Annotated in this window: 19 protein-coding genes and 2 riboswitches; of the genes, 4 read left to right on the top strand and 15 right to left on the bottom strand. The window is 64.4% G+C overall.

Going from position 1 to position 22,114, the window contains the following annotated elements:
* Positions 1 to 223: 223 nt before the first annotated feature.
* From CLU85_RS12960 to CLU85_RS12950, 3 genes are all read left to right on the top strand, one after another.
* Entirely contained in the window at positions 224 to 745 is a 522-nt protein-coding gene (locus CLU85_RS12960; protein WP_100410621.1) for a hypothetical protein, read from the top strand.
* Positions 746 to 819: 74 nt separating this feature from the next.
* A complete protein-coding gene (locus tag CLU85_RS12955) occupies positions 820 to 1,593 on the top strand; it encodes a 2OG-Fe dioxygenase family protein (RefSeq protein ID WP_100410620.1) in 774 nt (257 codons plus the stop codon).
* 131 nt (positions 1,594 to 1,724) lie between these two features.
* Positions 1,725 to 2,162, top strand: coding sequence for a universal stress protein (locus CLU85_RS12950; RefSeq protein WP_100410619.1), 438 nt, complete (start codon positions 1,725 to 1,727; stop codon positions 2,160 to 2,162).
* Positions 2,163 to 2,361: 199 nt separating this feature from the next.
* Here CLU85_RS12950 and CLU85_RS12945 read toward each other — a convergent pair whose 3' ends face one another.
* The 5 genes from CLU85_RS12945 to CLU85_RS12925 all read right to left on the bottom strand — a co-directional run bounded on the left by CLU85_RS12945 (position 2,362) and on the right by CLU85_RS12925 (position 8,631).
* Positions 2,362 to 3,345 carry a tripartite tricarboxylate transporter substrate binding protein gene (locus tag CLU85_RS12945; protein ID WP_100410618.1) on the bottom strand — a complete coding sequence of 328 codons (984 nt, stop codon included), beginning with the start codon at positions 3,343 to 3,345 and terminating at the stop codon, positions 2,362 to 2,364.
* Positions 3,346 to 3,521: 176 nt separating this feature from the next.
* Positions 3,522 to 4,706, bottom strand: a complete 1,185-nt coding sequence (gene bktB / locus CLU85_RS12940) for a beta-ketothiolase BktB (protein WP_100410617.1) — start codon at positions 4,704 to 4,706, stop codon at positions 3,522 to 3,524.
* Positions 4,707 to 4,799: 93 nt separating this feature from the next.
* On the bottom strand, positions 4,800 to 5,561 hold the full coding sequence (locus CLU85_RS12935; RefSeq protein ID WP_100410616.1) for an SDR family NAD(P)-dependent oxidoreductase: 762 nt from the start codon (positions 5,559 to 5,561) through the stop codon (positions 4,800 to 4,802).
* A 186-nt stretch (positions 5,562 to 5,747) separates the two neighbouring features.
* Positions 5,748 to 6,431, bottom strand: a complete 684-nt coding sequence (locus CLU85_RS12930; RefSeq protein ID WP_100410615.1) for an RluA family pseudouridine synthase — start codon at positions 6,429 to 6,431, stop codon at positions 5,748 to 5,750.
* The gene (locus CLU85_RS12925; protein ID WP_100410614.1) at positions 6,418 to 8,631 is read right to left on the bottom strand and encodes a PAS domain-containing sensor histidine kinase; all 2,214 of its coding nucleotides are present in this window, start codon (positions 8,629 to 8,631) and stop codon (positions 6,418 to 6,420) included. The genes CLU85_RS12930 and CLU85_RS12925 overlap by 14 nt, the downstream gene beginning before the upstream one ends.
* Positions 8,632 to 8,935: 304 nt before the next feature.
* On the opposite strand from CLU85_RS12925, the gene CLU85_RS12920 reads away from it, so the two are divergent.
* Positions 8,936 to 9,595, top strand: coding sequence for an NAD(P)H-dependent oxidoreductase (locus CLU85_RS12920; protein WP_100410613.1), 660 nt, complete (start codon positions 8,936 to 8,938; stop codon positions 9,593 to 9,595).
* An 80-nt stretch (positions 9,596 to 9,675) separates the two neighbouring features.
* Here CLU85_RS12920 and CLU85_RS12915 read toward each other — a convergent pair whose 3' ends face one another.
* From CLU85_RS12915 to CLU85_RS12870, 10 genes are all read right to left on the bottom strand, one after another.
* On the bottom strand, positions 9,676 to 11,052 hold the full coding sequence (locus tag CLU85_RS12915) for an MFS transporter (RefSeq protein ID WP_100410612.1): 1,377 nt from the start codon (positions 11,050 to 11,052) through the stop codon (positions 9,676 to 9,678).
* Positions 11,042 to 12,322 (bottom strand): acyltransferase family protein, encoded by a 1,281-nt coding sequence (locus CLU85_RS12910; RefSeq protein WP_198509188.1) that lies wholly within the window; start codon positions 12,320 to 12,322, stop codon positions 11,042 to 11,044. Before CLU85_RS12910 ends, CLU85_RS12915 begins: the two co-directional genes overlap by 11 nt.
* A 57-nt stretch (positions 12,323 to 12,379) precedes the next feature.
* Entirely contained in the window at positions 12,380 to 13,414 is a 1,035-nt protein-coding gene (locus tag CLU85_RS12905) for a MerR family transcriptional regulator (protein ID WP_100410611.1), read from the bottom strand.
* A gap of 38 nt (positions 13,415 to 13,452) precedes the next feature.
* A complete protein-coding gene (locus CLU85_RS12900) occupies positions 13,453 to 13,860 on the bottom strand; it encodes an FKBP-type peptidyl-prolyl cis-trans isomerase (RefSeq protein WP_100410610.1) in 408 nt (135 codons plus the stop codon).
* A gap of 169 nt (positions 13,861 to 14,029) precedes the next feature.
* Positions 14,030 to 16,924: an aminomethyl-transferring glycine dehydrogenase gene (gene gcvP, locus CLU85_RS12895; protein WP_100410609.1), complete on the bottom strand. Its 2,895-nt coding sequence runs from the start codon at positions 16,922 to 16,924 to the stop codon at positions 14,030 to 14,032.
* 141 nt (positions 16,925 to 17,065) lie between these two features.
* A complete protein-coding gene (gcvH, locus tag CLU85_RS12890; RefSeq protein WP_100410608.1) occupies positions 17,066 to 17,440 on the bottom strand; it encodes a glycine cleavage system protein GcvH in 375 nt (124 codons plus the stop codon).
* An 85-nt stretch (positions 17,441 to 17,525) separates the two neighbouring features.
* The gene (gene gcvT, locus CLU85_RS12885; RefSeq protein ID WP_100410607.1) at positions 17,526 to 18,671 is read right to left on the bottom strand and encodes a glycine cleavage system aminomethyltransferase GcvT; all 1,146 of its coding nucleotides are present in this window, start codon (positions 18,669 to 18,671) and stop codon (positions 17,526 to 17,528) included.
* 49 nt (positions 18,672 to 18,720) lie between these two features.
* Positions 18,721 to 18,851, bottom strand: a riboswitch (glycine riboswitch).
* Positions 18,852 to 18,872: 21 nt separating this feature from the next.
* A riboswitch (glycine riboswitch) is annotated at positions 18,873 to 18,957 on the bottom strand.
* 13 nt (positions 18,958 to 18,970) lie between these two features.
* Positions 18,971 to 20,248, bottom strand: coding sequence for a TRAP transporter large permease (locus CLU85_RS12880; RefSeq protein ID WP_100410606.1), 1,278 nt, complete (start codon positions 20,246 to 20,248; stop codon positions 18,971 to 18,973).
* Complete coding sequence (locus tag CLU85_RS12875; RefSeq protein ID WP_100410605.1) at positions 20,245 to 20,739, bottom strand: TRAP transporter small permease; 495 nt, start codon at positions 20,737 to 20,739, stop codon at positions 20,245 to 20,247. The genes CLU85_RS12880 and CLU85_RS12875 overlap by 4 nt, the downstream gene beginning before the upstream one ends.
* A 116-nt stretch (positions 20,740 to 20,855) precedes the next feature.
* The gene (locus tag CLU85_RS12870) at positions 20,856 to 21,827 is read right to left on the bottom strand and encodes a TRAP transporter substrate-binding protein (protein WP_100410604.1); all 972 of its coding nucleotides are present in this window, start codon (positions 21,825 to 21,827) and stop codon (positions 20,856 to 20,858) included.
* Positions 21,828 to 22,114 lie beyond the last annotated feature (287 nt).

The following is a 22,114-nucleotide window of genomic DNA, read 5'->3' as shown; positions in this document are numbered from 1 at the left end:
TTATGATAGCTTAAGAGGCATGAATATCAAGCGCATCAACAGTCATGGGTTTGTAGAATGACTCGAAATGCCTGGATCGGAGGGGAAGTATCTGTCGCCATTGGCTGACATTATTTCTGCACCCGCCCAGTTAAGCTACGACAGGCTTTGTTCAAAGACGGGCCGGCCCACCGGCATTCGCATGTCCTTTGTGCATTCGGTGGGCAAGTCATCAGGAGTCTCCATGAAAAACACGACCATCACCACGATTCGCCTTTTTGTTTCCGGGGCAGCTGCCACGTTGCTGCTTGCCGCCGCTGGCGGTGCCTATGCGCAGGCCTACGTCAACGCCACCGTAGGGGGCGAACTGGCTCCCGGCGTGTATGGCCGCATCAACATCGGCAATGCGCCACCGCCGCCATTGCTCTACGCCGAGCCCGTCATCATTCACCGCCCTGCGGTGGTTGTGCCGCGTGCACCCATTTACCTGTATGTGCCACCGGGTCACGCCAAGAACTGGGGCAAGCATTGCTCCCGCTACAACGCCTGTAATCAGCCCGTGTATTTTGTGCAAGAGCCACCACCGCGCCGTGGCAACGCCTACCAGGGCCCCAGGGGCCGGGATGACCATCGCTGGGATGACGATCGTCGTCATGGCGGCGGCAAGCATGACCGCGACCACGGGCGTGGGAATGGCAGAGGGGATGACCGGGGCGACAGAGGCGAAGGCCGTGGCAAGGGCAATGGTCACGGCCACCGGGACTGACCTCGGGGCTGATTGAGGTTTGGGAGCGCGTGGGAAGGCGTGGGGGTGGGGCCAGCGGTTAAGCTCGGGCTCCTATGGCCCAAGTCACCTTTTCCCCTCCGTTCACCGTCCCTTCCGACGTCTCCAGCCAGTTGCGCGAGGGCGGCTACGCTGTGCTCTCCCCGGCGGCCGTGGCCCAGTGGTTGGGTTGTGATCTGTCAGCGCTGATGGGCCTGAATGGCGATTGGGCCACGTTGCCGCCGGACGATTTTCTGAAAGACGGTGGCCGCTATCGCCGCCGTCGCCATGCCTGCTTTGTGGTGCAGGGTGGGCAGATGCAGCAGGCGCCGCACAGGGCGCATTGGCAGCCCGTGGAGTACAACGCATTGCACGGTGGCATGGAGCGCTGGTTTGCGCCCATGGAGCCCGCCACCGTGGCCAAACCCGTGTGGCAGCAGTTGCTCGTGGCCCTGGCAAGGGTGTCCGACGCTGTTTTTGCGGGCCCCGACGCACCTGCGTCCTGGTTTGTGGAAGCCCACCAGTTCCGCATCGACACCACCGATGGCATCGGACGCCCGACACCCGAAGGAGCGCACCGCGATGGCGTTGATCTGGTGGCGGTATTTTTGGTGGGGCGAGAGGGCGTCAAGGGCGGCGAGACGCGCGTGTTCGAGGCTTCCGGCCCCAACGGCCTGCGTTTCACGCTCACCGAGCCGTGGTCGCTGTTGCTGCTGGACGATGCACGCATGATCCACGAGTCCACGCCCATCCAGCCCGTGGCCGAGGGTGGGTATCGTGACACCCTGGTGGTGACCTGCCGACGCGGTAACTTCCAGGGCGCTGATGTGGTGGGGCACAGCCCCACCTGAGCGCGGGTGCCTGAGTGCATCCAATTTGATGCGAATCAAGATGCGCGGTATGGTGGGCGTTCACACTGAGGCCCATGGCCAGGTCACAAGCTTGGTTCAACACCTGACTTACTAATCCAAGGAGAAGCACCATGTTCAAGCACATTCTGGTTCCCGTCGATGGCTCCAAGACCTCGATGCTGGCCGTGTCCAAGGCCGCAGGCCTTGCCAAGACCTTTGGCAGCACCGTGACAGCGGTGTATGTGATCGACCCCTATCCTTTCACGGGTGTGGGCGCTGATTTCGCCTACGGTCAGGCGCAGTACATCAGCGCCGCCACCGCAGAAGCCAACGCTGCGCTGGATGCCACCAAAAAGGCCATGGCAGAAGCGGGTGTGGACGTGACCGGCGTGGTGGGCGAAGGCCATGCGGTGCATGACGGCATTTTGCGGGCACTCGAAAGCACTGGGGCTGATCTCATCGTGATGGGCTCGCACGGCCGCCGGGGCCTCGAAAAGCTGGTGCTGGGCAGCGTCACCCAGCGCGTGTTGGGCGTGGTGCACATCCCTGTGCTGGTGGTGAGGGACTGAGCGTCCTTTTCCCCATGAAAAACGGCTCCGAAAGGAGCCGTTTTTCATTTCAGTTCTCGATGATGTCGCGCATCACCGGCAACCCACCCCACCGTTCGTGGAACAGGCACGCCCCCCGCCAGTGCACCCGTGGATCTGGCTCTGCCAGGCCACCGGGTGCGTCCCCCTTGGGGGAAGGCGCCGCAGGCGACTCAGGGGGCTACTCAATCTTTGCGCCCGAGGCTTCCACAATGCCCTTCCACTTGGCGTAGTCGGCTTTGAGCAGGGTGTTGAACTGGGCGGCCGACAGGGCTTCAGGCTCGGCGCCCTGGGCGTGGATGGCGGCCTTCATGTCGGCCGTGGCCAGCAGCTTGTTGATTTCGGCGTTGAGGGTGTTCACCACGGCGGCAGGGGTGCCTGCGGGGGCGAACACGCCGTACCAGGTGCTCACGTCAAAGTCCTTGAAACCGGATTCGGCCACGGTAGGCACATCGGGCATCGATGAGCTGCGTTTGGCCGAGGTCACGGCCAGGGGGCGCAGCTTGCCCGACTTGATCTGGCCCATGGCCGAGGGCACCGAGGACATGAGCAGGTCCACATTGCCGGCCAGGGCATCCATCATCGCGGGGTTCGAGCCTTTGTAGGGAATGTGGCTCAGCTTCACACCGGCCGCCTTCTCGAACAGATCACCCGCCAGGTGGATGGAGGTGCCGTTGCCGGGCGAGCCATAGGTGATGGTGCCGGGTGCTGCCTTGGCGGCGGCCACCACATCGGCCAGGGTTTTGAATTTGGAGTTGGCGCTGGTGGCAATGACCACGGGCGTGTAGGCCACATGGGCCACGGCGGTCAGGTCCTTGGTGGGGTCCCAAGGCAGGTTCTTGTAGAGCCAGGGGCCGATCACGAGGTTGTCCTTCTGGCCCATCACGATGTCGTAGCCCATGGGCGCGGCCTTGACAGCCTCGCCAATGCCGATGGTGCCGCCCGCACCGGCCTTGTTGTCGGCCACCACGGTCCACTTGGCGGTTTCGGTGAGCTTGGTGGCCACCAGGCGCGAGAGGATGTCGGTGCCGCCGCCGGGTGGGAAGGGCACGATCAGGCGGATGGGCTTGTTGGGGTAGGCCGCTGCGGGTGCGGGCGCTTGGGCGTGGGCGGTGGCGCCCACGACGAAGGCGAGCGTAGCGAAGGAAAACAGGGTGCGAATCATGGTGAGAGATGTCTCCGTCGGTTCAATGGTGTGCGGGCAGCCACCAGGCGGGGGCTGCTCGGCTGATCTGGGTCAGCGGGCGTCAATGATCGTTGATCACCCGCGGCGCTGACCTTGCCAATAGCGGGTGGCAGCATCGCGGGTGGCGATGGCGGCCTGCACACGCCGCAAGCAGATCAGATGCGTTCAAAAATCGCCGCAATGCCCTGGCCGCCGCCAATGCACATGGTCACCAGCGCGTAGCGGCCCTGAATGCGTTGCAGCTCGTGAATGGCTTTCACGGTGATGAGCGCACCGGTGGCACCGATGGGGTGGCCCAGCGAAATGCCCGAGCCGTTGGGGTTGACCTTGGCCGGGTCGAGGCCCAGGTCCTTGGTCACCGCGCAGGCCTGGGCGGCAAAGGCTTCGTTGGCTTCGATCACGTCGAGGTCGTTGACGGTAAGGCCCGCCTTCTTCAGCGCCAGTTGCGTGGCGGGCACCGGGCCGATGCCCATGTACTTGGGGTCCACACCCGCATGGGCATAGGCCACCAGGCGGGCCAGGGGCTTGGCGCCGCGGGCCTTGGCGGCACCGGCTTCCATCAGCACCACCGCTGCAGCGGCGTCGTTGATGCCGGAGGCATTCCCCGCGGTCACGGTGCCGTTTTCCTTGATGAACACGGGCTTGAGCTTGGCTAGGTCTTCCATCGTGGCGCCGGGGCGGAAGTGCTCGTCGGTGGCGTATTGCACATCGCCCTTCTTGCTCTTCAGGGTGACGGGCACGATCTGGTCTTTGAACACCCCGCTTTGCGTGGCGCGCTCGGCGCGGTTGTGGCTTTCAACGGCCAGCTTGTCCTGGTCTTCACGGCTGATGCCCCACTTCGCGGCAATGTTCTCGGCCGTCACACCCATGTGGATGTTGTGAAAGGGGTCGTGCAGCGCGCCGATCATCATGTCCACCATCTTGGTGTCACCCATGCGGGCGCCCCAGCGCATGTTCAGGCTGGCAAAGGGCACGCGGCTCATGTTCTCGGCACCGGCGCCAATGGCTACGTCGGTGTCGCCCAGCAATATGGACTGACTGGCGTTGAGGATGGCCTGCAGGCCCGAACCGCACAGGCGGTTGACGTTATAGGCGGGCGTGCCTTCGCCGCAGCCGCCGTTGATGGCGGCCACGCGCGACAGGTACATGTCCTTAGGCTCGGTGTTCACCACGTGGCCGAACACCACATGGCCCACGTCCTTGCCTTCCACGTTGGCACGCGCGAGCGATTCACGCACCACCAGGGCGCCCAGCTCGGTGGGGGGCACATCCTTGAGGCTGCCGCCAAAGGTGCCAATGGCGGTGCGCACTGCGCTGACGACGACGACTTCACGGGTCATGGGGAGGTCCTTTCAGATGAATTTCAGGTCAAATGGGGCGGTGGCGCTTATCCATAAAGCGCTAGCAGCTATAAAAACAGGAGTTTTCAGGCCTTATGCGTCTCGGACGTCGGCCACCGGGTGGGTGCCGAAGTCCGCGCGTTCCAGCCAGCCGAGCACGCGGGTAGCGGCGTCGGTGGGCGATGTGAGCTGGCCACCCGTCTTGAGGTTGGCAAAATTCTGGCGGTCCGGGAAGGCGGCCGGGTCGGCGCCGCGCAGCTGGACCTGCATGTCGGTGTCGATCACGCCCGGAGCCAACGAGCATACCTTGGCGCCATGGGGCTTGATGGCTTCGTCCAGCGCCACGCAGCGGGTGAAATGGTCCATGCCCGCCTTGGCGGCGCAGTAGGCGGCTTGCGAGGCCATGGCCCGGCGGCCCAGGCCCGATGAAATGTTGAGCACCTTGCGGGGCACGGTCCAGCTGTCCGTAGCGCCCAGGAAGGCGGCGGTCAGCTGCATCGGCGCTTCCAGGCCCACGCGCAGGGCGGTGGCCAGGTCGTCGGCGTCGCTGCCTGACAGCGGCGCAATGCGCGGGATCATGCCCGCGTTGTTGATCAGGGTGGCGCTGGCAAATGCCTGCGGGCCCTGGGCGGCCAGCCAGGCTTGCAGCTTGTGTGCAGCTTGTTCGCCTTGTGACAGGTCCTGCTGCCACTGTTCAATGGTGACGCCTGCGGCTTTGGCTTCGGTCGTCAGGTCGGCGTTGGCGCTGCGCGCAATGCAGATCAAGGTGTTGCCGCTGCGCAGAAGTTGCTGGGCCATGGCCAGCCCCATGCCGCGCGATGCGCCGGTGAGGATGTAGAGGTGGTTTTGAGGCATCCCGCCATCGTACTGCGGGATGTGGGGCGGCCGCTGTCTCCCGTGGGTGCCAGGGCGGCGAGCCCTGTGCGATGTCGCAGCCAGCGGCCCCGGGCAACTTGCCGGTTCGCACAATGACCCGGGACCGGTTGCTATCAGGGTAATAGCTGCTAGCGCTTATAGGATAAGCGCTGCAGACCATTTTGACTAAAAATCTGGCGCTGAATCGAGCGTGATCGGCTCACCCGTCGCCGGATGGGTGAAGGCCAGGTGGCAAGCGTGCAGCAGCAGGCGCGGCGCCTGGGCGTGTGTGGTGGCATCGGCATACAACGCATCGCCCAGAATGGCGTGGCCCACCGCCGCCAGGTGCACGCGCAGCTGGTGGGTGCGGCCCGTGAAGGGCTCCAGTTCGAGGCGCGTGGTGTGCGTTGTGCGGTCATGGCCCAGCGCGCGCCAGCGGGTGAGGCTGGGTTTGCCTGCGACGGGGTCGATGATGCGCAGGGGGCGGCGTTCCCAGTCTGCGGCAATGGGAAGATCGATTTCGCCCCAAGCGCTTTCACTGCCACCTTCACCTTTGTCCGCCAGTCCCATCTGCCCCTGCACCACGGCCTGGTAGCGTTTGTGCACCTGCCGTTCTGCAAAGGCGTGGCTCAGGGCCCGTTGCGCGTCGATGTGGCGGGCCATCAGCACCAGGCCGGATGTCGCCTGGTCGAGGCGGTGCACGATCAATGCGCCAGGCCAGCGCTGCTGCGCGCGCGCGCTCATGCAATCCTGCTTGTCGGGGCCCCGGCCCGGCACACACAGCAGGCCCGAGGGCTTTTGCAGCACCAGCAGGTCGGCGTCTTCGTACACCGCCTGCACACTGCCCACCAGCGGCTCAGGCAGGGTCATTGCCTGCGATCAGCCGCTGCACGGTGGCGCACAGTTCTTCCACATCGTTGGGTTTGTGGATGAGGGCACGCGCCCCTTCGGCCAGCGCAGCCTGTTCGATCTCGGCCGTCACATAGCCCGAGGCCAGGGCCACGGGCAGGTCGGGGCGGATCAGGCGGGCCTCGCGCACCAGGTCCACGCCACAAAAGCCGGGCATGTTGTAGTCGGTCACCAGCAGATCGTAGGCTTGGGGTGCAGCGCGCAGCGCGGCCGTGGCCTCGTGCGGGTCGGTGTAGCCGCTGACCTCGTAGCCCCGGCGGCGCAGCAGGCGCTGCACCAGGAAGACCAGGGCCTGGTCGTCGTCCACGTACATCACATGGTGCTTCTTGCCCGGCGTGCCGCTGAGGGTGTCTGCAGACGATGGTGAAGATGCCGTGGCGGCCAGCGGCGCGGACTGCGCGACAGGACCGGCCTGCGCACCCTGCGCGGCGTTGGTGGCTACCGGAAAGTACAGCGTAAAACGGCTGCCTTGGCCCGGTGTGCTTTGCACGTCCACACCGCCTTCGTGCGTGCGCATCACACCATGCACTACGGCCAGGCCCAGCCCTGTGCCTTGGCCCACGGGCTTGGTGGTGAAGAACGGCTCGAAGATCCGCTCCAAGGTGGTGGCCTCCATGCCGGGGCCCGTGTCGCGTACGGTCAAGGCGACATAGTCGATGGGTGCCAGGCCCAGGCGTTCGGAGAGGCGCTGATCGGGCTGCACTGCGGCGGCCTCTACATGAATGCTGCCGCGTTCCGCACCAATGGCATGGACCGCATTGGTGCACAGGTTGAGCAGGGCTTGCTCGACCTGCGTGGCGTCGGCCAGCACGGGCGGCAGGCCCGCCTGCAATTGCATGTGCAGCTCGATGGCGGGGGGCAGGGTCACGCGCAGGAGGCGCTCAGTGTCGTGCGCCACTTCGGCCAGCGACACGGCCGAGCGCTGTGGAGGCTCGTTGCGGCTGAAGGTGAGGATCTGGCGCACCAGGTCGCGCGCGCGCCGACCGGCCTTGTCGATCTCCAGCAGGCTTTCCAGCACGGGTGACCCGGGGCTGCAGTCGGCCTTGGCCAGCTCCACGTTGCCCAGGATGGCACCCAGGATGTTGTTGAAGTCGTGCGCAATGCCTCCGGCCATGGTGCCCACGGCCTGCATCTTGTGCGACTCGCGCAACTGGGCTTCGAGCTCGCTCCTGTGCGCCTCGGCCTTTTTGCGGCCCGTGAGGTCGCGTGCGAACACGGTGGTGGTCTCGCCCTCGGCATGGCGCTCGAACGACACGCTGACTTCCACGGCCAGTTCCTTGCCGCTGGCCGTGAGCGCCGTCATTTCGCCCAGCAGAGCCTGGGTGGTGAGCTGGGCAAACGCCAGGGCCTGGGTTGCATCGGGCAAAAAACGGTCGAGCGTGCTGCCCAGTGCATCACTGGCGCTGCACTGGAACAGTGCCGCCGCCGTGGGGTTAAACACGGTAACGCGCTGGTGCTGGTCCACGCAGATGATCGCGTCCAGCGCTGAATTGATGACGGCTTCGAGCCGCTTTTCGCTGGCGTGCAGTTGTTCGTTGCGTTGCTGCAGGGTGCGCGCGCTGTGCTGCAGCGCCTGGCGCTCGGCCAGCAGCGGACCCTGGTCGATCACGGCGCACAAATACTGCGACTGCGGTAGGCCGTTGGTTTGAGGGGCCTCGATGTGTGCGATGTGCAGGTCGCCGGTGATGTGCGCGTCTTCGCTGATCGAGAACACCACCTCCTTGACCTCACTGCGGCCCAGGTCCTGCGCCAGCGCAAACGCCTCGCGCACGCGCCGGGCGTCTTGCGGGCGCACAAAGGGCATCAGCGCGGTGAGCGGGCGGTCACGTTCTGTGGGCTGGAATGAGCGGTGCGCCATCGAGTTGGCCTGCACCACCATGTCGTGCTCGTCCACCACCATCAGGGCCAAGGGCACGCTGGCAAACAGGGTTTCAAAACGCTCGTAGGCGCTTTCTGCCACGGCCTGGCTGTAGCGCAGCACCTTGTTTTGGCTTTCCAGCTCTCCCTGGTAGGCGCGCAACTCGGCCACCAGACCTTCGGCTGGGCTGCCACCGGGGGCACTGGCGGCACGGGCGTGTGCGGCGAAGATGCCGGGCGGGCGCTCTGCGGGGGTGGGCTGCCGCCCCTCGGGGTCCAGAAACGACAGGTCAGGTTCACTCATGGGAGGGGCGCGGCCAGGGGTTTGGGCGCGTAGAAAGTTCGAGCGTCGCGCAATGCTGTGGGCCAGAACGCATGGCCGGGAGTGTACGCCCGCAATCTTTGGTCCCTGCGGTGCCGCAGGGGCGCTGTTGCCAGTCAATGTGGCGTTTGGGGGCCTTGGGCCGTGTTTCAAGCGGGGATTGTTGATCAATTGCGAACAATCCTTTTCCCTGGCAGGGCTTACCGAAAGGGATTCGGCTCTCTACAGTTCCACCATCCCCTCGTTTTTCGACCCACCTTTCTCGTTACCTTCAGGAATTCTTGCCATGAACCCCATCGACACCGCGGCCTCCCAACCCCTGCTGAACCAATTGCAATGGCGCTACGCTGCCAAGAAGATGAACCCCGCCAAGGTGGTTCCTCAGGACAAGGTCGAGCGCATTCTGGAAGCCGCGCGCCTGGCGCCCACTTCGAGCGGTCTGCAGCCTTTTGAAATTTTTGTGGTCACTGACCCCGCCGTGCGCGCCAAGATTCAACCGATCGCCTGGAACCAGGCGCAGATCACGGACGGCTCGCACCTGCTGGTGTTTGCGGCCTGGGACAACTACACGGCCGAGCGCATCAACATGATGTTTGACCTGACCAACGACCAGCGCGGCTTCAAGAACGAAGGCTGGGAGAACTACCGCCAGATGCTGCTGTCCAGCTACCCCCAGCGCGATGCCGAAGTGAACTTCCAGCACGCTGCCCGCCAGGCCTACATCGGCATGAGCGCCGCGCTGATTGCTGCCGCGTTTGAAGAAGTGGACTCGACTCCCATGGAGGGCTTCGACCCCAATGCGCTGGACGAGATTCTGGACCTGCGGGCCCGTGGCCTGCGCAGCGTCGCCATCTTGCCCCTGGGCTACCGTGCCGATGAAGGCGACTGGCTGGTGAACCTGAAGAAGGTGCGCCGCCCCCGCGAGCAGTTCGTCACCGAAGTCTGAGCCGGATCGAGGCTGCGCGACCTCGATCCACCCCATCAAGGCCGGGCTTGTGCCCGGCTTTTTTCATGGGTGCGAGGTTGTCAGCGCGTGGCGGGCGCCGTGTCCGTCACGCGGCGCATGGGTGTCAGCACAAAGGCCAGCGCGGCCAGCACCACCAGCGTGCCGCCGCTGGCAGCAAACAGCTGCGTGAGTGTGGTGCTTTTCATCACCCACCCTGTCACCGCCGCAGAGATGGGCGCCAGGCCCATGAAGATGAACATGAACAGGCTCATCGCGCGGCCCAGCAGTGCAGGAGGCACGCGCTGCTGGATCCAGGTGAACACGCTCACCTGCATGAAGCCGCCCAAGAGGCCAATGGCGAGCATCAGCAGTGCGCCCTGCCACACGGCAGTGATCAGGCCCATGGGCATGAACAAGGCGCCAATGATCGCGTCAAACACCAGGATGGTCATGCCCAGGCTGCCAAAACGCAGCCGGGGCACCATGCCTGACACCACCATGCCCAGCAGCGTGCCGGCGCCATGGGCGCCCACGATGATGCCAAAGGCGGCTGCGCCCAGCGCGGGCGTGCTGCTGGCCAGCACGGGAATCGCGATGTGGATGGGCCCCATGATGAAGAGGGCGACCGCGCTCCAGTAGAGAAAGCAGGTGCGCAGTTCGCTGTCGTGCCAGAAATGCACCAGGCCCTGGGCCACCGAGGCCAGCACGGCCTGCGAAGGTGCTGTTGGCGCGACAGGCACGGAGGCAGAGAACGGCGCACTGCCGCCGTTCGTCTGGACCTTCGCCAGCGTCCAGGCAGAGATTGCAAAGCTCAGCGCGTCGAGCGCAAACGCAAGGCCGATGCCGGTGGCATTGGCGCGCGCACCGCCCTCGCTGCCAGCAGAGGCCGCCGTGGCATCGCCAAACAGAGCAATCAGCAGACCCGCCAGCAGCGGCCCGAGGAACATCGTGAGCTGGCGCAAACCCAGGTTCACGCCATTGGCCGCCTGCAGCTGGTGTCGTGCCACCACGTGCGGCATCATGGCGGTGCCGGCCGGGATGCTGAAGGCGGTGGCCAGGCCAATGCCCAGCGACAACATGTACACCATCGAGAGCGTCAGATGGCCCGTCAGCACCAGCCCTGCGAGCACGGCCAGCAGCACGAAGTTGACGTACTTGGTGATCATCAGCACCCGCTTGGGCGAGTGCCGGTCCACCAGCGCGCCGCCAATCAGGATGAACAGCGCACGCGGCACGCTGACCAGGGCCAACACGGTGCCGAGCACCAGGGTGTCTCCGGTCATCTGCAGCACCAGCCAGGGCAGCGCGATCAGCGTGAACTGGTCACCCAGCATCGACAGGAAGGCGCCGCTGGTGAGCCAACGGAAGTTGCGGTCCTTGAACAGCGCAGCGCGTGGGTTGGCCGCTGGGGCCGGTGATGGCGCGGATGCGGAGTGTGGTGAGGTGTCAGGTCGCATGGGCAGGGTCTCCAGAAAAATTGCGGGTGTGGCGGTGGCCGTTGAGCAACTGGCCCACGGCAGTGAACCGCACGCCCAGGTGATAAGTGGCCAGGCACAGGGCGGTGGTGGCCAGCACGTTGAGAATCATCTTGGCCAGCACGGGAATTGGCAGGCCGTACATCAGCGCGCCCAACCCGATCGTCATGGGCAGGTGCACCAGATACACCCAGTACGAGCTGTCCGCCAGGTAGGTCAGCCAGGGGCGGGTGTGTCCCACATGCCGTAGAAAGAAGCCGATCAGGGCAAAGCTCCACAGCCAGGAGGCACTGTTGTAGGCCAGCGCCATCCAGAACTGCAGGTGCCGTGTGGCCGACACGGGCGCGGCCAGGATGTCCGAAAAGGTCCCGGTGATCAGCACCAGCGCGAAGGCCGATGCCTCCGGCTGCGCCAGTACCTCCGACAGCACGGCCGTGATCACAAAACTGGCCAGTCCCAGGCCTGCCAGCATCGGCCAGTGTTTTTGGTAGCGCATCATCAGTTCCTTTTGTTGTGCATACAGGCACAGCCCGAACGCGTAGAACAGCCCGTTGTGCAGCCATTCCGCCAGCGGTGGCAGGAAAGACCCGCTGGGGGTAACGACGCCGTGGTCGTAACCCGCACCCATCCACGCCAGCGGCAGCGTGAGAGCGATGAGACCCAGGGGTGTGCCGCCCAGCCAGGTAACGGTGTGCCCCAGGGTGCGCTGCAGGCCGGTGGGCAGCGCGCAGACGGTGGCCCACAGCACGGGCGTCAAGGCGGCCAGCCACAAGAGCATCCACAGGAACCACAGGTGCATGGTGCTCGGGCCCTTGGGCACGTTGGGGCTTGGGGGCAGCAGGCTGCGGTCCAGGCCCCAGGTGCCATCGGCCATGCGGTGCAGGAACGCCAGGCCCAGCATGGCGCAGAGCACAAACAGGGGCGGCCAGAACACTACAAAGGGCAGGCCCAGGCGGCGCAGCCGGTGGCGCACCATGCCCGCCAGACCACGGCGGTGCACCAGCAACGACACAAAAAAGCCCGCCAGGATAAAAAACACGGGCATGCGGAACGCGTGGATCACGGCGACCAGCAGATCGGCCACCGGGGTGGACAGGTTGTCGTGCCATGGCAGGGGCGACGGCCGGCTCATGTAAATCACCGAGACATGCAGCACGATGCCCAGCCACATCATGGTGGCGCGCAGGTTGTCCAACGCATAAACCCGCAGGCGCGGGGCGGCAGGCCCGGGGGAAGGTGTCGATCCATTCATGGGGACCGACTGTGGAGCCTCACGTTGCGTGAGGGTCAAGCGCTTTTCAGAACTTTTTCAACAAAGGGTGGGCTGAGGGGGCGCAGCGGGGGTTGCACAGGCCAGCGCCGCGTGCAGGTAAGCGCGCACGGGGGCGCTCAGGGGTGAGCCGACCTGCAGCAGCGGTTCGTTGGCCGATGCCGTGATCAATTTCTTGCGCAGTGCGGGGTTCTGGCCGGTCAGTTGGTCGAACAGTGCATTCCAGTGCTGCGCTGCAGCTATCGCATCGGGGTGGTGCGGGGGCAGCGCATGGGCCAGAAGCTGCTGCACATCGGCTTCCAGTGCGGCCCATCGGGTGTGGGGCACATGGCCCAATCTGCGCAGGTCGTCGGGGGTCAGGTACTTTTCCAGCAATGCCATGCGCAGCTTGATGGCCGTTTCGATGTACGCAATCATGTCGCCCGGCGGCGCGTGGTTGCGCCCCTGTGTGCTGGGCTCCGTGCGGAACATATGGCCCCAGCGCTCCAGCAAATCGAGGTCGCCGCCCATCCAGTACAGCATGAGCGCCATCCAGCGGTAGGCCAGTGCCTGGACTTCGGGGGCATCGGGCGGCAGTTGACGGTCCATGGCATCGCGCACCAGGTCCTTGACGATCATCCAGTCCGCCTCGATGAGGCTCCAGCTGGTGAAGATCTGCTTGAGTTCGGCCGAGCTGAAATACTTGCCGTAGGTGGTCATTAGCGCCAGGGCTTCCAGCCAGTTGCCCATGTCGGGCTCGGCGCCTGCCATGAGTCCGTCGCGCAGCATGGTCAGGCGCGCGCGCAGTTCGGTGGCCTGGTTGATTTGCTGTTCCAGCGCGCGGATCTGCTGCCCGATGATGCGCTCGGGCGCCATGACGTCATCTGCCAGCAGGCTGCCGATATCGCTGAGCGCCAGCCCCATCTGGCGCATGGTCTGAATACCATGCAGGCGCTGCACATCGGCCTGGCTATAGAGCCGGTAACCGGCCTCCGAGCGGCCCGAAGGCGTGAGCAGGCCAATCTCGTCGTAGTGGTGCAGTGTGCGCACCGTGAGGCCGGTGCGCCGCGCGAGGTCTCCGACCTTCAGCAGCATGGTGGGCGGTTTTCGATGGGGATCAGGCAGGTGCAGCGTTAGCGGCGAACCGACACCAGCTCGACCTCAAAATTGAGCGTGGCATTGGGTGGGATAACACCGCCTGCACCTGCGGTGCCATAGGCGATGCCTGGCGGGCAGGTCAGCTTGGCCTTGCCACCGGGCTTCATGCGCTGCACGCCTTCGGTCCAGCAAGGGATCACGCGGTTGAGCGGGAACTCGGTGGGCTCGCCACGCTTGTAGGAGCTGTCGAACTCCTTGCCGTCCAGGAACATGCCTTTGTAGTGCACCTTGACGGTGTCGGTGGCCTTGGGCGATTCGCCTGTGCCGTCTTTCAGCGATTCATAGACCAGGCCGCTGGCCGTGGTGACGGGCTTGGAAGACTGGGCCATGGCGGCGGGGGTAATCACGGCGCTGGCGAGCAGAAGGCACAAGAGGTTTCGCAAAGGGGGCTCCTAGAAGGGTGAATCACAACGCAGCCCGCGATCTTATGCGTGTTCATGCACCTGTCAGTACGGGCCTTCAACGAAAAAAGCCCTGGACGAGCGGGCTCCAGGGCTTGCAAGAGCAAGGGCTGTGGCGGCAGACCGTGCCGCCGTGGCCTTCGCTGCAGGGTCAGGCGTAATCGCTGACCGGGATGCAGCTGCAGCTCAGGTTGCGGTCGCCCCACACGTTGTCCACGCGGCCTACGGGGGACCAGTATTTGGCCTGGCGCAGTGCAGCCACGGGGTAGGCAGCGGCTTCACGGGTGTAGGGGCGGTTCCATTCGCCGGTGAGCAGGTTCTCGGCCGTGTGCGGCGCATTCTTTAGTGGGTTGTTGTCCTGCGGGAAGGCGCCTGCCTCGATCTGGCGGATCTCCTCGCGGATGGCGATCATCGCGTCGATGAAACGGTCGATTTCGGACAGCGTCTCGCTCTCGGTGGGCTCCACCATCAGCGTGTTGGGCACGGGGAAACTCAGCGTGGGGGCGTGGAAGCCGTAGTCGATGAGGCGCTTGGCCACGTCTTCGGCCATCACGCCACTGGTGTCCTTGAGGCCACGCAGATCCAGGATGCACTCGTGCGCTACATGTCCGTTGGCGCTTGAATACAGCGTGGGGTAGTGGTCCTTCAGGCGCGCGCTGATGTAGTTGGCGCTCAGGATGGCGGTTTCGGTCGCCGCCTGCAGGCCCACCGCACCCATCATGCGGATGTACATCCAGCTGATGGGCAGCACGGCGGCGTTGCCGAGCGGGGCAGCGCTGACGGCACCCACGCCACCGGGCACGCCCGCCGTGGCATGGCCGGGCAGGAACGGCACCAGGTCTTCCACCACGCACACGGGGCCCACGCCGGGGCCGCCGCCGCCGTGGGGGATGCAGAAGGTCTTGTGCAGGTTCAGGTGGCTTACATCGCCGCCGAATTCGCCGGGAGCGGCCACGCCCACCAGGGCGTTCATGTTGGCACCGTCCACATACACGCGGCCGCCGTGGCTGTGCACCAGGGCGCACAGTTCTTTCACGCTGGTCTCGAACACGCCGTGGGTGCTGGGGTAGGTGATCATCACGCAGGCGATGTTGCCGCTGTGTTGTTCGCACTTGGCCTGCAAGTCGGCCAGGTCCACGTTGCCGTTGGCATCGCAGGCCGTCACCACCACCTGCATGCCCACCATCTGGGCGCTGGCGGGGTTGGTGCCATGCGCGCTGCTGGGGATGAGGCAGATGTTGCGGTGGCCTTCGCTACGCGACTCGTGGTAGCCCTTGATGGCCAGCAAGCCCGCGTATTCACCTTGTGATCCAGCGTTGGGTTGCAGGCTGATGCCCGCGTAGCCCGTGGCCTGGCACAGCCAGGCGCGTAGCTGTTCATCCAGCTCCTTGTAGCCCTGTTGCTGGTTTGCGGGGGCAAAGGGGTGCACGTTGGCAAACTCGGGCCAGGTGATGGGGATCATCTCGCTGGTGGCGTTGAGCTTCATGGTGCACGAGCCCAGCGGGATCATGCTGCGGTCCAGCGCCAGGTCTTTGTCGGACAGCTGGCGGATATAGCGCAGCATGCCGGTTTCGGAATGGTGGGTGTTGAACACCGGGTGCGTGAGGTAGGCGCTGGTGCGGCGCAGCGCGGCAGGAATCAGTGGCTCGACGCCGTTCTCGAACGCATCGAAGGTGGGCAGTGGCTGCCCGTCCTTGGCGAAGACCTTCCACAGCAGCGCGATGTCGGCGCGGGTGGTGGTCTCGTCCAGCGAGATGCACAGATACTCTTCAAAGTAAATGCGCAGGTTGGCGCCCATCTGGACGGCGCGGGCAGCTATTGATTTGGTAGCATCCCCGGTGTGCAGGCTGAGGGTGTCAAACGTGGCTTGGGGGCGCACGGGCGCGCCCAGTTGTGTGAGACCCCTGGCCAGGATGGCCGTATAGCTTGCCACGCGCTGGGCGATGCGCTTGAGGCCTTCGGGGCCGTGGTACACAGCGTACATGCTGGCGATCACGGCGGGCAGCACCTGGGCCGTGCAGATGTTGGACGTGGCCTTTTCGCGGCGGATGTGCTGTTCGCGCGTCTGCAGCGCCAGGCGGTAGGCGGGCTTGCCGTGCACGTCCACACTCACGCCCACCAGGCGACCGGGCAGGCTGCGCTTGAACTCGTCACGGCAGGCCATGAACGCGGCGTGCGGGCCGCCAGCGCCCATGGGCATGCCAAAACGCTGCGTGGTGCCCACGACGATGTCTGCCCCGTATTCGCCGGGCGGCGTGATCAGGGTCAGGGCCAGCAGGTCGGCGGCCACGATGAAGGCGGCTTGCTTGGCGTGGGCTTTGGCTGCATCGGCGCGCAGGTCGTCAATGCGGCCGCTGGTGGCGGGGTACTGGGCCAGCACGGCAAAGTAGTCGCCGGCCAGCAAGGTGTTCCATTCTTCGGCCGAATTGGCCAGGCGCACTTCCAGGCCCAGGGGCTTGGCGCGGGTCTGGATCACTTCGATGGTCTGGGGGTGCGCGTCACCGGCCACCACAAACACATTGCTTTTGCTCTTGACCGAACGTTTGGCCAGCGTCATCGCCTCGGCGGCGGCGGTGGCTTCGTCAAGCATCGACGCATTGGCAATCGGCATGCCCGTCAGGTCACACACCATGGTCTGGAAGTTGACCAGCGCCTCCATGCGGCCTTGCGAAATTTCGGCCTGGTAGGGTGTGTAGGCGGTGTACCAGGCGGGGTTTTCGAGGATGTTGCGCAGGATGACGCCTGGCGTGTGGGTGCCGTGGTAGCCCTGGCCGATGAAGCTCTTGAGCACCTGATTCTTGCCCGCAATCGCCCTGAGTTCAGCCAGCGCCGCCGCTTCGGTGGTGGCGGGCGGCAGGTCCATGGCGCTGGCGCGTGCGATGGAGCGCGGCACGATGGAGTCGATGAGTGCGCGGCGCGAGGCTTCGCCGATCACGGACAGCATGTGGGCTTCGTCTGCCGCGTCGATACCGATGTGGCGGGGCAGGAATTCGGCGGCGTTTTCCAGCGCGGACAACGGCAAGGAGGTGGGCAGAGCGGCGGTCATGGCGGGCGGTTGAATTGCTATTAAAAAAGAAGCTGCTAGCGCTTGATATTCATTGATTTCAATGAATTTTTATATTGAAAACCAATCAAATAAAGCGCTGGCAGCTATGGTTTTTGAAACCTGAGATTGACCAGTCGCCCATCAGGCGTTGGCTGCGAAGGCGCTATAAGCCGTCTCGTCCATCAGGCCGTCGAGCTGGGCGACATCCGCCAGCTTGACCTTGAAGAACCAGCCAGCGCCCAGCGGATCGCTGTTGGCCAGGGAGGGGTCGGCGCGCAGGGCTTCGTTCACTTCGACGATCTCGCCGGTGACGGGCATGTACACGTCGGCGGCGGCCTTCACGGACTCGACCACGCCCGCCACGTCACCCAGGTTGAAGCTCGCGCCCACCTCGGGCAGGTCCACAAACACCACATCGCCCAGGGCATCCTGCGCGTGCACGGTGATGCCCACCACAGCAGCGGCCGTGTCGGTGGTGTTGATCCATTCGTGTTCTTTGGAAAATTTGACGGTCATGGGGAAGCTCCTCAAGCAACGGGTAAATAAAGGAATCAGCAATGTAGCGGGCGCGGGCCGTGCCTGTGCGCGCCCGCTGGCGAAATCAGCCGCGAAAGTAGTTGGCGGGCACAAAGGGCAGGGCGCGCACTTCCATGGGCACCGGCTTGCCACGCACGATGGCGTTGACGCGCGTGCCCATGGCCGCGAAGGCGGGCGCCACATAGCCCATGGCCACGGGCTCGTTCACCGTGGGGCCCAGCAGGCCACTGGTCACTTCGCCGATCTTCTGGCCGTCGGTGCTCTGCAGTTCGGTGTGTTCACGCACGGGTACGCGCTCCAGCGCTACCAGGCCTACGCGTTTGCGCTGAAGGCTGGCGGGGTTGTCGATCTGCGCCAGCACCTTGTCGGCACCGGGGAAGCCGCCCGCGCGCGCGCCACCGGTGCGGCGCACCTTCTGGATGGCCCAGTTCAGAGCGGCCTCAGGCGGCGTGGTGGTGGTGTCGATGTCGTTGCCGTACAGGCAAAGGCCCGCCTCCAGGCGCAGCGAGTTGCGGGCCCCCAGGCCAATGGGCTTGACCTCGGGCTGGGCCAGCAGGGCGCGCGCCAGGGTGTCGGCCTGGGCGGCAGGCACCGAGATTTCAAAGCCGTCTTCGCCGGTGTAGCCACTGCGCGTCACAAAACAGTCGCAGCCTGCAATGTCAAACGCGCCGCCGGTCATGAACACCAGCTTTTCCACACCGGGTGACAGGCGGGCGAGGGCGGTGACGGCCTGCGGGCCTTGCAGTGCGAGCAGGGCGTGGTCGGGCATGGGCACCACTTTGCAACGCTGGCCGATGCGGGCCTGGATGTGGGCGATGTCGCCCACCTTGCAGGCGCCATTCACGATGACAAACAGGGTCGGCTCGCCATCCACTACGCCCTGGTTGAAGAACATCAGGTCGTCGATGACCGTGCCCTCGTCGGTGAGCAACAGGCCGTAACGCTGCTTGCCCACAGGCAGGTCTATCACGTCCACAGGCATCAGCGATTCAAAAGCGGTGGCGGCATCGGCGCCGATGAGCCTGAGCTGGCCCATGTGCGACACGTCAAACAAGCCCGCCGCAGTGCGGGTGTGCACATGCTCTGCCATCAGGCCTGCAGGGTACTGCACGGGCATGGAATAGCCAGCAAACGGCACCATGCGGGCGCCCAGCTCCATGTGCAGGGCGTTCAGGGGCGTGGTGAGCAGGGGGGCATTGGTGGCTGACATGGCGGACTCCGGGCAAATGGGGGCCGCGACCATAAAACATGATCACGGGATTTGCCCTGCTGTCCGCTTTACCTGAGAGATTCACCGCAGCGCCCTGGCTGGCCGTGCGGTTTGCTCCTTCGGTGGATGGCCTCGCGCACAGTTGTCGTGTGGGGGTCATCTCTCTCCAGCAAGGGAACGCCCGCATCACTGCGGGCGGTTGTCAGTCCTTTTGCCTGAGCGTTTGGCTGCTGCCTGCGCCTTCGGCGGCGCCATGGCCTATGGGGGCCTGGCGCTCTCTCCTGACCGGGCGATTCTAGCTACTTCGCGTAGACCAGATCACGAAGTGCCAGTGAAATCGAGGGAATGTAGGTGATGATCAACAAGCAAACCAAGATCACGCCCACAAAGGGCAGCAGGTGCTTGATGATCCGGTCCAGCGAAATTTTGGCCACCGTGCAGGCTGCGAACAGGTTCACACCGAAGGGCGGCGTGATCATGCCCAGTGCCAGGTTCACCACCATGATGAGACCGAAGTGCACAGGATCAATACCGAAGTGCATGGCCACGGGCGCCAGGATGGGGGCCAGCACGATGATGGCCGCGCTGGTCTCGATGAACATGCCGATCACGAACAGCGCAGCATTGACACCGAGCAAAAACAGGGCGGGTGACTGCAGCACGGATTCCAGCCAGCGGCCAATGGCATCTGGCACGCCGGCACGGGTGATCAGGAACGCAAACAAGCCAGCGTTGGCGATGATGAACATGATCACGGCCGACGAGAGGGCCGACTTGCGCAGAATGGCGAACAGGTCCTTGATCTTGATCTCGCGGTAGATCACGACGCCTACCACCAACGCGTAGAACACGGCCACGGCCGATGCTTCGGTGGGGGTGAAAACGCCGCCATAGATGCCGCCCAGGATGATCACGGGCATGAGCAGCGCCCAGCCGGCCTGCAGCGTGGCCTTGCCAAAGGGCATGCGGCCATCGCCGTCGTTCTTGCCCCAACCCTTGTATTTGCAATACGCCCAGACAAAGAACATCAGCGCTCCGCTGATCAGCAGGCCCGGGCCGAAGCCTGCGATGAACAGCTCACCAATCGACACCTCGGCGCTCACGCCGTACAGGATCATGGGGATGGAGGGCGGAATGATCACGCCCAGTTCAGCGCTGGTAGCCTGAAGCGCAGCCGCATAGCTGGTGGGGTAGCCGTGCTTGATGAGCGCGGGAATCAGGATGGCGCCAATCGCAAACGTGGTGGCGACCGAAGAGCCCGACACGGCGGCAAAGATCATGCAGGTGAGCACGCAGGTCATGGGTAGGCCCCCTTGCACCCCACCCACAATGCTCTTGGCAAATTCGACCAGACGGCGCGAGATGCCGCCGGTTTCCATCAGGTTACCTGCCAGGATGAAGAACGGGATGGCGGCCAGCGGAAACTTGTTGATCGCGCCAAACATCTCTTTGACCGAAATGAGCATGTTGGCGTTGGACGCCTGGATACCCAGGATGGAGGCGAGTCCGATGGAAACAGCCACCGAGACGGTGAGTGCAAAGCACAGCACCATCGTTGAAATCATCACTGCGGTCATTGGGCCGTCTCCAGTTCCATGCGCAAAGGATCAATGAGGTTGCCAATGATTCCGACAATACAAAAAAGCCCGCCCACAGGCATGGCCAGATAGGCCCAGAACATGGACACGGATTCCAGCCCCGCCATGCTCTGCACGCCGCCGCGTTGGGCGTAATCCCAGCCCCACCAGATGATGATGCCGATCAGCGACAGTGCCGCCAGCGAAACCACCCAGTCCAGCACGCGCCGTATCTTGGGCGGGCTCCAGCGGTACAGCACGTCCACGCTCACCATCGCGCCCTGGCGGAAGGCGGCGGGGATGGCCAGGAACACCATCCAGATCAGGCTGAAGCGGATCAGCACTTCGGTCCATTCGGCGGGTTGTTCGAGCACAAAACGCGTGATGATCTGGAACATGCCCAGCGAGGCCGACACGGCCAGCATGGCGCAGGCGCCCAGCATGGCGATGAACGTGGTCCAACGCTCAAAGGTGAGAAAGGCGTTTTTCATGGGGCAGTGGCAACCATGGGCGGTCGGTGGTTCAAAATTAAAAATGAGAAAACGCCCGGTAGCGCTTTGGCTACGGGCGTTATTTGCTACCAAATGGATAGTAGCGGTGGGCGGCTTTACTTGACGTCGCGGATCTTGTCGAGTGCCGCCTTGCCGAACTGCTTTTCAAACTCGGCATTCACGGGTGCCAGGGCTGCCACAAACTTGGCCTTGTCCGGGTTGTCGATCACCGTCATGCCCTTGGCGCGCAGGTCGGCCACGCCCTTGGCATCGTCTTCGTCCACGCGGGCACGGTTGGCCTTGGTGCCTTCCTTGGCGGCATCGACGAAAGCCTGCTTGTCGGCGGCGCTGAGCTTGTCAAACGATGCCTTGTTCATCACAAAAATGCAGGGCGAGTAGACGTGGCCGGTGAGCGTCAGGTGCTTTTGCACCTGGTCGAACTTGGCCGAGATGATCACGGGCAGGGGGTTCTCCTGGCCGTCCACGGTGCCTTGCTGCAGGGCTGTGAACACTTCAGGGAAGGCCATGGGCGTGGTGATGATGCCAAAGCCCTTGTACGCAGCGATGTGCACGGGGTTCTCCATCGTGCGCATCTTCAGGCCCTTCAAGTCGCCGGGCTCCTTCACGTCGCGCTTGCTGTTGGTCATGTGGCGAAAGCCGTTCTCAGCCCAGGCCAGCGCCTTGAAGCCCTTCGCGTCGAACTTGGTGAGCATCTCCTGGCCGATGGGGCCGTCGAGCACGGCACGGGCATGGGCCTTATCGCGGAACAGGAAGGGCACGTCCAGGATCTTGGTTTCGGGCACAAAGTTGGGGATAGGACCGGTGGAGCTGAACGCCAGCTCTTGGGTGCCCAGTTGCACCGCTTCAATCGACTCACGCTCACCGCCGAGAGCGCCGTTGTAGAAGGTCTGAACCTTGTAGCGGCCACCCGTGCGCTTTTCGACTTCCTTGGCAAACGTGTCGATGGCCACGCCCTGGTGAGAATTCTGGGCAGTAGAAATGCTGATGCGCATGGTGGTTTGCGCGGCAGCGGTGGCCACAAAGCCGAGCGCAAGGCTCAGGCCGACGACGAGTTTGGTCAATTGCATGGTGTCTCCTGTTGATTCGGGCCAGGCGTGGTCTTCGCGCACCGCTTGGAGATGGGTGTCTGCGGGCCACAGCCTCCCCCAAATTATCGCGGTGCAGCATGCTTGCAGGCATCGGGGTTTGTGCTGGTAAGCGTGCTTATTAACTGTGCAGAAGTGCCGCCACAGTTGCATTGGTGACACCCGTGATGCCTTGGGTGCTGCTGGGCACACGCTGTGCGTCCTCGTCTGATGAGCCGCAAGTCCTGCTTGGGGCGTGAAAAATGCCAAGGGCCCCGTGCTGGCGGTAA

This window comes from Acidovorax sp. 69, from assembly GCF_002797445.1.
Classification (GTDB): domain Bacteria; phylum Pseudomonadota; class Gammaproteobacteria; order Burkholderiales; family Burkholderiaceae_C; genus Acidovorax.
This window is presented reverse-complemented; position numbering and strand designations above follow the sequence as displayed.